This window comes from Dyadobacter diqingensis (assembly GCF_024220585.1).
GTDB classification, from domain to species: Bacteria; Bacteroidota; Bacteroidia; order Cytophagales; family Spirosomataceae; genus Dyadobacter; species Dyadobacter diqingensis.
The window spans coordinates 1,012,768-1,025,894 of sequence record NZ_JAMXKF010000001.1 but is presented as its reverse complement, the minus strand read 5'-3'; the positions used below and the strand labels follow the sequence as shown (position 1 = coordinate 1,025,894).

The window sequence follows — 13,127 nt, the reverse complement described above, 5'->3', positions numbered from 1 at the left end:
AGGTCTTTTCATGAACATCTTTTCATTAATCTGTTCATATTCGTTGTGACAGGTTTTTACATTTTCTTCCCGATCTGGTACAAAAGCTTAATTTTAAAGCCTGGGCCGCTGCGTGATGTTTGCGGAGAAAGCGGTGAAAAATAAGTGTAAAGATAACCTTCGGCCTGTAAGACCACCGGATGCCAGCTTTTTTCTATTCCTGCTGAGAAATTCAATGAATTGACCAGATTTAAATTCATTTTTTCTGTTGTCTGCTCACGACGGATGTTCCGTAAAATATATGGTTTTGGGCTTGTCTGAATATAAATATCTCTGTAACAGTCGAATGCTACATCCTGCTCTTGTTTGACAGTAAAGTTTGTTCCGGCGCCTACAAAAAAGGTGAAGTTGTTTTTAAGTTCGTTTCTGTAAGCAACCGTTAGCGGAATTTGTACGACCGAAGGTTTGATATTGATATTTTCAATTCCTTCGAAAGGCATTGCTTTGGGTTTAAAATCTTCCCGGAAATTCTTCTGTGTTTTTTCCCGGTAATTTTTTTCCGAATAAAAGTCTTTCGCCTTTATTTTTAACCAGCTTAAACCCGTTGAAAAAGAGAAATGCTTGGATACAACCACCTCGGCAACGACAGTCCGTACCTGATTTTTTCCTTCCCACTGCTGGGCAAAACCAAAACGGTAAGGAACTTTCAGATTCAGTTTCGGTATTGTTGTTTCTGCTTTTTTGGTTGAAGTGACGTTCTTTTGAGATTCAGGCTGTTTAACAGTCGGCGGATTGGCTGCCAGCAACACATTTTTTACCTGTTTTGGCGCAATACGGTGTGCGAGCGCATACTGCATCCTGCGGGAAACCGTCTGGTAATTGTTCTGCTGAACCGGCGTCTGTGTGGCAATCTGATCAAATTTTTCATCCAGTGTTTTTGTGAAAACTACACTGTTATGGGCCGGGTTGTTAGCCGGAACATTATTGATCCCTCCATAAATACTACCTCTTCCTGTGTTTCCATTAGAACCGCGACCACCGGTTTTGTTTGAAACGCCTGAATTGTTACCGGTATTGATCTCAGTTTCATTTGTAGCCGCAATTTCATTACCTGTTTTGTTTTGAGCAATATTTTCAGGACTTGCCGTAACTTCTTCTTTTACGTTATTCCGATGATCCGTTTTTTCAGTACCCGAGAGCAGTTTGCGATTTTGATTTAGTTCCGGTTTTAATCCGTTTGCGGATGATTCCGGTTTAACCAGATTGTTTGAGGAATTTGATTCTACGCCTGTCTCCCTAACCGCTGTTTGCGCGATGGATTCCTGAGTATTGCTGTTATCCTGCTGTGGTGCAAATCTTTCTTCTCTTTGATTTTTCTGGGTGTACTCATTTGATTGATGCTCAGCAGCTTGCTGCTGAACGATGTATACCGTATCCGTTTTCTGCACAACCGCAGGGCTGTTTTTTATAACCTCGATCTGGTTTTGCAGCTGCTTCACATCACTTAGCAGGTGATTGTTCTGCGAAAGCTGGTTCACATACATAAACGCCATGACGGTGGTCACCGTGGCGGCCGCCGCATAACCCAGCCACGAACTATACTGCTGCCAAAACGTTGGAGGCGTATGGGCATTCATGTAGTTCTGCATTTTCGTCCAGTCATCTTCATGAAAATCGGGCGTAATGCTTTCTAGCTTCCGGCGTATAGTTTTTTCAAATTTATCAGTTTTCATTGCTCTTGAATGACTTTATTCCCCAATCACTTGGAAAAAGATGGGGGTAATGCTGTTTTATTAAATGCTGCAACCTGGCTCTGGCCCGCACGTAATGCGAGCGTACCGTTGCCTCATTTATTTGCAATAGATCGGCTATTTCACGGTGGTTGTATCCATCCACAACGTATAAAAGGAACACGTTTTTGTAGATGGGCTTAATCCCCTGGACTAGCTGTAAAATTTCTTCCGCTGTTATCTGGCTCACTACATCTTCATCAAAACGCGGACATGGTGCATCTTCAAGCGATATCATATCCTCGTGGTGTTTTTTGTGTTTACGGTAATAACTGATTGCCGTATTCACCATGATCGTACGAAGCCAGGCTTTAAACGGATGTGCCAGGTCGTACCTATCCATGTTGTTAAACACTTTGAGGAAACCTTCATTCAATACTTCCTCTGCCTCTTCTGTCGTTGAGGTATAGCGCAGGCATATGCTTTTTGAGTATCCGAAAAACTGCTTATACAGATACCTTTGAGCCTGGTTATTACCAGCTATGCATGCAGAAACGACCGTTCCGAAATCGTTTTCATTAAAGGAAGATTTCTTACCAAATAGCAAAGTTAGGGTGTCAAATTGTTAGGATATGAATCTGTACTAAGCGATACGCCTAAGTCTGATAATTTGTTGCAAAAGAATTTCGGGTCCACAAAAATCTTTTGCTAAGTTAATCTTTTTGATATTTAAATCAATTCCCCGGAACGTGTATTTTAGTATTATGTAATTGATATTCAGTGTGAAATAGTTTCGTTTTGCCGGGATGAGTTTTATCGGAATTCCAGACTGGAAAAAAGTTTTAAATAAAGTTAATCACTTTGCAACAACGATCCTTTGTGAGGCGTAATGACCGTTAAAGCAACAAAGCTTTCGCTATTTCACACTGAAAACGAATCGGATTATGAAAAAGATGGTTGTAATGCTCATCGCTTCGATGGGTTTGTGGTTTGCTTCCTGTCAAAAGGATAGCTCTGATATGAGTCCTACGACTGATACAGATGATGTGAGTTTGGAAACCGTGGCAACAACGGCAGCGCGTTTTTCGGTAGAATCTGATTCGGTTACTACACGTAATTGTAAAGGAAAATTAACAGAAGTGGCGGTTGCTGATCTGGCAGCATCCATTACATCGTATATATCAACAACTTACCCGTCGTCGGAAATAAAGTTTGCAGCCAAAGATGAAAGTGGTAAAATTGTGGTTTCAATACTGCTGGCGGATGGAACACCGAAGGGGCTGATATTTAACGCAGACGGGACTTTTAAAGAGGAACTTAAACGTCATGCACAAAAAGCAAAACTGACAGAAGTGGCCGTTGCAGACTTGCCGGCAGCGATAACGACATATATTACAACCAATTATGCAGGAGCCGAAGTTAAAAAAGCGGGCAAAAATGCAGATGGACAATACTTCGTGGGGATAGTACTTGACAGCAAGATCAAAGTACTCTTATTCAATGCCGATGGCAGTTTTAATAAAGAACTGGAAAAACCATTGAAAGGAAAAGGCCCGAAAAGACATTGAAAAATTTTGTTAGGGGTGAGTTGGAATACGGGGCTGGATTTTCCGGCTCCGTATTTATTTTTTCCAAGTCATTAGATTGGCTGTCGGCGATCAGCTATCATCTATCGGGGGGAACCACCCAAGTGGCTCCGCCGATATTTAAAAATATTATTTCTTGGATTAGTCTGTCCGCCGAGCCACCCAGCCGACTGCCGACTGCCGAAAGCCGACTGCTGACTGCTGACTGCCGACCGCCGACTCATTTTGTCTTCGAATCAAGCATTTCTATCTCTGAGGTATTTTTTATTTCTCCCATCACAAACAAGCTATGCGAGCTGCCGATATTTTCAAGAGAGCCAAGCTTTTGCATTAAAAAGTGCTGATACTGAGACATATCATTTACGACTATTTTGAGTAGAAAGTCGTAGTCGCCCGAGATATTAAAACATTCCATTACTTCGGGCATAGCCAGAACTGCCTTCACAAACTTTTCTCCCATTGTCAGTGAATGTTCTTTAAGGGCGATATTACAAAACACCATCAGCTTCTTGCCAACTTTCTCTCTGTCGACCAGCGCGACATATTTTTTGATGATTCCTTCCTTTTCAAGTCTTCTGATCCGTTCATAGACAGGTGTGTACGACAGATTTAATTTTTCGGACAATTCCCGTGTTTTTAGCGTAGCATCCTGTTGCAGGTAGTGCAGTATTTTGCAATCTGTCTCATCCAGATTATACATAGATAGATTATCTTTACAATTCCATTATAATGTTCGAATATAGATAAATAATTTACTCGATGATCAAAAAATAGACTAAGCGTCTATTTTTTTTCAAATTATTGAATAAAACATCTGGTAATGTAAATTTGTATTGTCAATAAGTCTCACGACACGATTGGCAAAATTGGTATTGAACATAAATATGGCGGGATTATTTTTCGTAATACGATAAACACATAATGATAACAACGCAAAAGTTTGACATTCGGGAAATATTAAAAGAACGGATCCTTGTGCTTGATGGTGCAATGGGTACGATGATACAACGCTATAAATTAGAAGATTACGATTACAGCGGCGAACGGTTTAAAGACTGGGCGCATGATGTGAAGGGTAATAACGATTTGCTTTCGCTGACGCGACCGGATGTGATCAAGGAAATTCACGCGGCCTATTTTGAGGCTGGTGCTGATATTGCCGAAACCAACACGTTCTCCGGGACAACCATAGCGATGGCAGATTATGGTATGGAGGAACTGGTTTATGAACTGAATTTCGAGTCCGCCAGACTTGCCCGTGAAGTGGCCGATGAATTTACCGAGCGCGAGCCGGATAAACCACGTTTTGTTGCAGGTTCAATCGGGCCAACAAACCGTACGGCTTCTTTATCTCCGGATGTAAACAATCCGGGTTATCGTGCGATTACTTTCGACCAGCTGGTTGAAGCCTACTACGAGCAGATAAAAGGTTTGACCGACGGAGGATGTGATCTTCTTTTGGTTGAAACCGTTTTTGATACATTGAATGCGAAGGCAGCGCTTTTCGCTATTGATAAGTTTTTTACGGATGCTAATAACGGATTGGTGGAAAAACTGCCAAGCTGGAAAACTGGTGCCGACGGATTCCTGCCGATCATGGTTTCGGGAACCATCACGGATGCTTCGGGTAGAACGCTTTCCGGCCAGACCACGGAGGCATTTTTGACTTCGATATCACATTTGCCGTTGCTATCGGTAGGTTTGAACTGCGCTTTGGGAGCAGATCTGATGCGCCCCTATGTACAGATTCTTGCCAATAATTCTCCGTTTTACACTTCTGCCCACCCGAATGCGGGTTTGCCGAATGAAATGGGAGAATACGACGAATCTCCGGAACAGATGGGTGAAGTTATTGACGGGTTTTTGAGGGACAACCTGATCAATATTATCGGAGGCTGCTGCGGAACTACGCCGGGTCACATTCGTGTGATCGCGGACCTTGCCGGAAGATACAAACCACGTGTTGTACCGGAATATGAAAAAATATTGAAGTTATCGGGTCTTGAACCGATGGATATTACCAAACTGACCAACTTTGTAAATATTGGTGAGCGTTGTAACGTATCCGGTTCCAAGATGTTTGCGCGATTGATCCGCACCGGAAAGTATGACGAAGCGTTGTCTATTGCCCGCGACCAGGTTGAAAATGGTGCGCAGGTAATTGATATCAACATGGATGAAGGGATGATTGACGGGGTAGAGGCGATGACGACTTTCGTCAATCTGATCGCCGCTGAACCGGATATTTCCCGTGTGCCGCTGATGATCGACTCCTCTAAATGGGAGGTGATCGAGGCAGGTTTGAAATGTGTGCAGGGTAAAGCCATTGTGAATTCTATTTCTCTGAAAGAGGGTGAAGAGAAATTTAAAGAATCGGCAAGAGCTGTGTTGCGTTATGGAGCTGCGGCAGTTGTCATGGCTTTTGATGAAACAGGGCAGGCGGATAACCTTGAAAGAAGAAAGGAAATCTGCGGGCGGGCTTACAGGATTCTTGTTGATGAAGTGGGGTTCCCGCCACAGGACATCATTTTTGATCCAAATATCCTGACTGTGGCGACGGGGATGGAGGAACATAATAACTATGCTGTCGATTTTATTGAGTCGATAAAATGGATTAAGGAAAATCTGCCGTATGCGAAAGTATCTGGCGGGGTGTCAAACGTGTCGTTTAGTTTCCGTGGAAACGAGCCCGTACGTGAAGCAATCCACACGGCCTTTTTATACCATGCGATCAAGGCTGGTATGGATATGGGTATCGTTAACGCGGGTCAGATCGGTATTTATGACGAAATTCCAAAGGAAACGCTGATACTGGTTGAGGATGTGCTTTTGAACAGAAATGCAGAAGCTACTGAAAAACTTGTAACGTTTGCCGAAACGGTTAAAGACAAAGGAAAAGTTGCAACCGGCCCGGACCTAACCTGGCGTACATTGCCGGTAAGGGAAAGAATCAGCCACGCGTTGGTGAAGGGTAACGCTGATTATATCGAAGAAGATGTTGAAGAATGTCTTCCGATGTTTGCCAGACCTCTGGAAATTATTGAAGGCCCGTTGATGGATGGGATGAGCATCGTGGGAGATTTATTCGGAGAGGGGAAAATGTTCCTTCCACAGGTTGTGAAATCTGCCCGGGTGATGAAAAAAGCAGTAGCATTTTTACAACCTTATATTGAGGCTGAGAAGCAGGAAGGTTCGTCGTTTGCAGGTAAAATTTTGCTTGCAACAGTAAAAGGGGATGTTCATGATATTGGTAAAAATATTGTTGGCGTTGTTTTAGGTTGTAACAATTACGAGATCATCGATCTTGGGGTGATGGTGCCAACTGACAAAATCCTGGCTGCGGCGATTGAACATAATGTAGATATTATCGGGTTGTCGGGGCTGATTACACCGTCACTGGATGAAATGGTTGGGGTAGCCAAAGAAATGGAGCGCAGACAATTTAAGATGCCTCTTTTAATTGGAGGGGCTACAACGTCGCGTATTCACACGGCGGTTAAAATTGATCCTAACTACTCGGGCGCGGTTATCCACGTTTTGGATGCATCCCGATCGGTTCCTGTTGCCGGAAAGTTAATCCAGAGCGACGTGAGTCAGGCGCAGGTTCTGTCGGACATCAAGGGTGAATATGCGAAATTGCGTGAAGATCATGCGAAAAGAAGCGGTGATAAAGCACACGTTCCGATCGATAAGGCCCGTGAAAACAAGGCGAAAATTGACTGGACAAATTTCAAAGCAAAAAAACCTCAGTTTCTGGGAACGAAGGTATATGATGATTACGATTTAGCTGATATTGCAAAATACATCGACTGGACGCCATTTTTCCAGACCTGGCAGCTGCACGGGAAATATCCGAAGATATTTGACGATAAGGTTGTAGGACAGGAAGCAATGCGTTTGTATGAAGATGCGGCGGTACTTCTTGGCGAAATTATTCGCGATAAGAGCCTTAAAGCCAAAGCCGTGCTTGGGTTCTGGCCGGCAAATTCTATTGAAGATGATATCATTTTACATCATTTCGAAGAAACGGCAGAAGGTAATGAACGCCATGGCTCACATCAGCATATTGAGTACAAGATCAGTCAGGTTACTGCCGAACAATTGAATGGCGGTGAGCTTGTTGCTGATACGATGACGGTGCTTCATCACCTGCGTCAGCAGAGTGAGAAGGCTAAAAATTTGCCAAATTATTGTCTTTCAGACTTTGTGGCGCCGTTGGAAAGCGGTCATCTGGACTACATTGGTGGTTTTGCTGTAACGGCGGGTATCGGTATTGAGGCGCTTATTGAAAAATATGAGGCCGACCATGACGACTACAACAGCATCATGATCAAAGCTTTGGGCGATCGTTTGGTGGAAGCCTTGACGGAATTGATGCATGAAAGAGTGCGTAAGGAAATCTGGGGACAAACACCTGACGAAAACTTTACGAATGAAGAACTGATCAAAGAGGCATATAGCGGCATTCGTCCGGCACCGGGTTATCCTGCCTGTCCGGATCATACCGAAAAACGTATGCTTTTTGATTTGTTACAGGCGGAGCAGCTGGGTATTACACTGACCGAAAGTTATGCGATGTATCCGGCAAGCAGCGTCAGCGGCTGGTATTTCTCTCATCCTGACAGCCGGTATTTCCCGGTTGGTAAAATCTTCAAGGATCAGGTTGTGGATTATGCAAAAAGAAAGAATATGCCGCTTGAAGAAATCGAAAAATGGCTTGCGCCGGTTTTGGGATATTAGTACACAAGGTTCAGATTGACTGAGGAGAGTTGGGAAACCGGCTCTCCTTTTTTATTGGGTAAGACCGTTACTTCCAGAGTACTTCTACGTACATTAAAAATCAGGTATTTATACGCTATTTTCTAACAAAATTTGGTGAAATATTTGTAACCGGATTAAGGTGTCAGGAGACTGGCATAAAATTTGGGTTTAAAAGGACATAACCAGCAACTTTACCAACACACAACCATGAAAAGGAACATCATCATATTCATTTTTTTAATCTTAATTGCGACGTCATTCAAATTAAGGTCAAAAACGCATGCACGGATTTTAAATCCGGATTCAAGAGTTTTTATCGAACAGGTAACTGACCCGCAAACTGAAACTAAGGTTCTGAAAAGAAATTTCGAGGATGAGATCAGAAATCTCGAAAACCTGGAAAGGGATGCAATCCTGAAATCAGATACTGCGGCATTGTTTCAGTTGTGGTCGGAGGATCTGGTAATCAACACAGCTGACAGTAAAGTCAGGACCATCTCTGACTTAAAAGATACTTTCAGAAAAGGCACTGCAAATCAGACTTCGTTCAGCCGTGTTATTGAAAAAATTGCTATTTCTGAAAATGTTGCCGTTGTAATGGGGCACGAAACGCAGGATGGTATCGGTAAATCGGGCCCAAACCTGAGCGGACGTTATACGGATGTCTGGATGAAAGATGGCGAAACCTGGAAACTGACTGCACGTCAGGCCAATAATCTGCTTGCCGGTAAATAACGGTTTCATATTCTTTTCAAAACTTAAACCTGATCGGTAACCGTTTAATAACTATTAGATATTAGGCGAAAAAATTATTATTTAATAATGATCTGAGTGTTATCAGTATCTTATTTCGTGATACCTGTAACTTCCAATAGATTTGTTTGTTATTTTGCACCTTGGTTTGATGGTAACAAATTATTTTCATGGAAAGATTTACTGGTCTGTTTGGTATTGTATTGATTTTGGGTATTGCCTACGCCATGTCAAACAATCGTAAAGCAATTAATTATCGTACGGTTGGCGTTGGTCTGGGAATTCAGTTTGGACTTGCATTATTTATTCTCCGTACAGACATAGGTCAGGCTATCTTTCAATGGCTGGGTGCCAAGGTTCAAAAATTACTTTCATTTTCTGATAAAGGCGCGGATTTCGTTTTTGGTACGCTTGTGCGGCCGGAATTGATGGCTAAAGCTTTTGGTCCGGGAAATGATTTCGTCTTCTTTTTTAAGGTAATCCCTACAATCATTTTTGTGGCTGTATTGGTTAATATGCTCTATCACCTGGGTATCATGCAACGTGTGGTATCAACCATGGCGAAAGGCGTATACTGGCTGATGGGTGTAAGTGGTGCGGAGGCAGTGTCTAACGTAGCGAGTACGTTTGTAGGACAGGTTGAGGCTCAGATCATGATCAAGCCATATCTGAAAAATATGACCAATTCGGAGCTGATGGCTTCTATGACGGGCAGTTTTGCCTGTATCGCCGGCGGTGTGATGGCCGTTTACATTTCACTGGGTGTGCCTGCTCCTTACCTGATTGCGGCCAGTTTGATGGCAGCACCGGGCGCTTTGGTGATTTCTAAAATTGTATTTCCAGAAACCGAGCAATCCAATACAAAAGGTGCTGTAAAGCTTGAAATTCAAAAGTCCCATGCCAACTTATTGGATGCTATTGCGGCCGGAGCCGGAGAAGGCTTGAAGGTGGGTTTCAACGTAATTGCGATGCTGATCGGATTCATTGCCCTTGTTGCATTGCTTGACTATTTGCTTGGATTGATAGGAGGTGTATTCTCATTCCCTGAGTTGAGCTTCAATTTTGTGTTGGGGAAAGTATTTTCAGTTTTTGCCTGGGCAATGGGCGTTCCGTCCAAAGATATTCAGGCAGCGGGATCATTGATGGGTACCAAAATGGTGATCAACGAGTTTGTCGCTTATCTGGATATGGTAAAAATGAAAGACACGCTGGATCATAAAACCATCGTGATCACAAGTTTTGCCCTTTGCGGTTTTGCGAATTTCAGTTCCATTGCCATTCAGGTAGGAGGGATCGGTGAACTTGCACCTTCCCGCCGCGCGGATCTGGCACGACTTGGATTTAAGGCACTGATTTGTGGCACGCTGGCTTCGTATATGTCTGCGACGTTGGCGGGGTTGTTGCTGTAAGATAATAAAGAAGTCAACTTTTTGAAAGTTGACTTCTTCGTTTACAGACTAAGCTTTTTGGATGGTCACTCCTTAAATCTCCACCAACTTCAACCGAATCGCTTCCAAAACCATCCCAACCCGGCTTTTTACATTCATCTTCTGAAAAACCGATTCCCGGTATCCGTCCACAGTGCGTGGGCTGACACACATTTTATCAGCAATTTCGACATAAGTAAGGTCGCTGCATGACAGTTTTATAAAATTGGCTTCTCTTTCATTCAGGCCAAGTTGATCAACCGGATTCTGAAATGAATCAGGGTTAAGGCTTTTGATAAGCTGGCTGGTGACGTATTCGGTGTAGTAAAAGCCCTTCTGAACAATTGAATCAAGTGCTTGTTTTAATTCGTGCGGTTTACAGCCTTTCAGCAAATAACCGCCAGCGCCATTCCGGAGCATTTTTACAATCGATTCCTCCTTGTCGTTCATAGACAAGGCAAGAATCTTGATTTCGGGATAGTTGTTTTTCAGCCACAGGGATGTTTCGTAACCGTCCATTTCGGGCATATTGATATCCAGCAACACGATATCCGGTATCATTTTTAATTTGATCCGGTGAATCAGTTCTTTACCATTGGATACTTCATAAAGTACCTCATACCCCTCATATTTTTGTACCAGTCCCGACAGTGCCTTCGCCATCAGTTCATGGTCGTCTACAATTGCAATGGTTGTTGTCATTTTTAAACGCTGATGAATTTCGCCTTTTGAATGAATGTATTATCCTTTTCAGATAGCTGTATCGATGATCGTAGGTAATTGTATATCCAGTTGGGTACCTTTTTCCGGAACAGATTCCAGTTTGCAATTGCCTCCGATCAGCTCGCAACGCCGGCTGATATTTCGCAGACCAGCGCCCGAATCGAACATTTTATTGGTAATTACCTTTTCATAATCAAACCCTTTACCATCGTCCGCGATGCACAGTTTAAAATGCTCAGGCGCGTAGGTGAATTTGACCTTGATATTCTTCGCTTCCGAATGTTTGAGCGAGTTGTTAAGAAATTCCTGGAAAATCCGGAACAAAATGATTTCCTTTTCAAATCCCAGTGCATAAGCCTCACCCTGCTGAATAACTTCCGTTTCAAACTTTCTGGTTTTTCTGATCCGTTGCAGTTCGTGGGTTATGCTCTCCTGCAATCCAAATTGCTGCACAAAATCACCATCCAGACTCTTGGTCAGCGAACGTAAATCCTGAATAGACTGCCCAATGATTTCATTTGTCTGCTTAATGTACTCTCTATTATCTTCTTGCTGGTCGGTGTCTTCCAGAATATTCAGGTTAATCTTGGCGACGGATAACAGCTGTCCGATATTGTCATGTAGCTCCTGGCTAATCTGCTGAAGGGTCGAGTTTTGAACTTCTATTTGGGATTTTAGAATTTCCTGTGAGAATTGGGCTTGGAGGGTTGCTTTTTCTTGAATGTTACTTCTTTGTTTCTGTTTAAATATAAAAACGAAGACGAAAATAAAACTTCCTAAAAAAAGAAAAAGGATAGTACCTAAGACTATCAATGAGACTATTTGAGCCGACGCATCGGAATTTTGCATAAAAATCCTATGATGAAGGTCAAATATAAAAAAATATTCAAAATGGGGTTTAAAATAAATACTTGCTCTGACAATTTAGGATCAAGATCCTCCAATTGAGCAACAAGCCCCATAACAAAGAATGTTCCTGCAAAAAAGAAAAAATTACCTATACTAATCCAAAACAGAGGTTCCTTGCTAATAATTATAATCTTGTCATCAAGGCAAAGTTCATAAACGTAGTTGATAAGCAGGCAAATTATTAAGATGCTCCTTACCAGAAAATTATAACTTAAATGATAATACTCAAAATAGTATAGGCCACTGACTACGCTTAACAAGGTGTAAAGTAGAGCAGACCATTTTACCAGTTTTATTACTTTGGCACTCTTAAAATGACTGGCGTACAAATAACACATGAACCCATATTCTATTGGGCCGTAGATCATGTAAATCAAATCCTGATAAGGACCGCGCAGATTGAATATTTTTACAGGTAATTCGACCAATAAGATTATGACTAAAAGTATACTTTGTAACTGAACTGAGGACGAATGGATGGTTCTGGTGGAGAAGCCAACAATAGCTGCCAACAGCACAGTTACATAGTATATGTTAACAATCAACTCCATCTATTTATGTTACTTTGTCATTTCTTCAATTGCTTTCTGAAGAAGTGTTTTGCCTCCTGGCTTCCCTACTTCTTCTTCTGCATCTCTTAGCGGGAGTACAAGTTTGTTGTCACTATCGACACGCAAAAGATCATTTCCATTGCCTGATAATCCAATAAAGGCTAACGTCAACTGATCATTTACAATTGAGAAATAAATTCTAATGCCTTCACAAGTATCTTGCGAGAGAATTCTGAATAAACTTGATTTGTCGATATCAAACGCCCCGACAAATGTTGAGTCAATTTGCTTGATCTGGTCGTTAAGATTCGAATCGGAAAACTTTTTGACCATGTTGACCAGCTCTTGAATTGTTATTGGTTGACCGCCTAAGTGTCTTAGGTCTTGGATAGTTTCCTCAGTTAGGAATTCTGTACCCGCAGGTTTTCTACCACTTGAAAAGAAGTTCATGATATATATGTTTTAGGGTTAATGATGCACGAAGGTAGAAGCATATGTATTCTACTCAAATAGTAAGATTATCATTTAGTTATCGGTAAAACACGGTGTTAGATAGGGTGTTTTTCACGTTTAATGCTTCGATTATTGTTGGGAGATTTGTCACAACGTGTTGCTTAAATAAGCTGAAAGAATCCAAGACTAAAACTTATACGAGTAATTTGGCTAACGTATATCTGTGTTGGTTAATTAATGTAAAAGCCTATTTAA

General features: G+C 42.1%; 10 protein-coding genes. 4 read left to right on the top strand and 6 right to left on the bottom strand.

Annotated elements, in window-relative coordinates:
- Positions 1-56: 56 nt before the first annotated feature.
- Positions 57-1,712 carry a hypothetical protein gene (locus M1L62_RS04135; protein WP_254411740.1) on the bottom strand — a complete coding sequence of 552 codons (1,656 nt, stop codon included), beginning with the start codon at positions 1,710-1,712 and terminating at the stop codon, positions 57-59.
- Complete coding sequence (locus M1L62_RS04130) at positions 1,702-2,316, bottom strand: RNA polymerase sigma factor (RefSeq protein ID WP_254411739.1); 615 nt, start codon at positions 2,314-2,316, stop codon at positions 1,702-1,704. Before M1L62_RS04130 ends, M1L62_RS04135 begins: the two co-directional genes overlap by 11 nt.
- A gap of 337 nt (positions 2,317-2,653) precedes the next feature.
- Here M1L62_RS04130 and M1L62_RS04125 point away from each other — a divergent pair, with 337 nt between their 5' ends.
- Positions 2,654-3,277 (top strand): hypothetical protein, encoded by a 624-nt coding sequence (locus M1L62_RS04125; protein WP_254411738.1) that lies wholly within the window; start codon positions 2,654-2,656, stop codon positions 3,275-3,277.
- 238 nt (positions 3,278-3,515) lie between these two features.
- Here the strand turns inward: M1L62_RS04125 and M1L62_RS04120 are convergent, their stop codons facing one another.
- On the bottom strand, positions 3,516-3,995 hold the full coding sequence (locus tag M1L62_RS04120; protein WP_254411737.1) for an Lrp/AsnC family transcriptional regulator: 480 nt from the start codon (positions 3,993-3,995) through the stop codon (positions 3,516-3,518).
- Positions 3,996-4,216: 221 nt separating this feature from the next.
- Here M1L62_RS04120 and metH point away from each other — a divergent pair, with 221 nt between their 5' ends.
- The 3 genes from metH (at position 4,217) to M1L62_RS04105 (ending at position 10,218) form a co-directional block, all read left to right on the top strand.
- Positions 4,217-8,035, top strand: coding sequence for a methionine synthase (metH, locus tag M1L62_RS04115; RefSeq protein WP_254411736.1), 3,819 nt, complete (start codon positions 4,217-4,219; stop codon positions 8,033-8,035).
- 228 nt (positions 8,036-8,263) lie between these two features.
- Positions 8,264-8,791 carry a nuclear transport factor 2 family protein gene (locus M1L62_RS04110; protein WP_254411735.1) on the top strand — a complete coding sequence of 176 codons (528 nt, stop codon included), beginning with the start codon at positions 8,264-8,266 and terminating at the stop codon, positions 8,789-8,791.
- 188 nt (positions 8,792-8,979) lie between these two features.
- Complete coding sequence (locus M1L62_RS04105) at positions 8,980-10,218, top strand: NupC/NupG family nucleoside CNT transporter (protein ID WP_254411734.1); 1,239 nt, start codon at positions 8,980-8,982, stop codon at positions 10,216-10,218.
- Between the two features lie 72 nt (positions 10,219-10,290).
- Here M1L62_RS04105 and M1L62_RS04100 read toward each other — a convergent pair whose 3' ends face one another.
- The 3 genes from M1L62_RS04100 to M1L62_RS04090 form a co-directional block, all read right to left on the bottom strand.
- Positions 10,291-10,938 carry a response regulator transcription factor gene (locus M1L62_RS04100; RefSeq protein ID WP_254411733.1) on the bottom strand — a complete coding sequence of 216 codons (648 nt, stop codon included), beginning with the start codon at positions 10,936-10,938 and terminating at the stop codon, positions 10,291-10,293.
- A 48-nt stretch (positions 10,939-10,986) separates the two neighbouring features.
- A complete protein-coding gene (locus M1L62_RS04095; protein WP_254411732.1) occupies positions 10,987-11,808 on the bottom strand; it encodes a sensor histidine kinase in 822 nt (273 codons plus the stop codon).
- Between the two features lie 620 nt (positions 11,809-12,428).
- Positions 12,429-12,869, bottom strand: a complete 441-nt coding sequence (locus M1L62_RS04090; RefSeq protein WP_254411731.1) for a hypothetical protein — start codon at positions 12,867-12,869, stop codon at positions 12,429-12,431.
- Between the last annotated feature and the right edge of the window lie 258 nt (positions 12,870-13,127).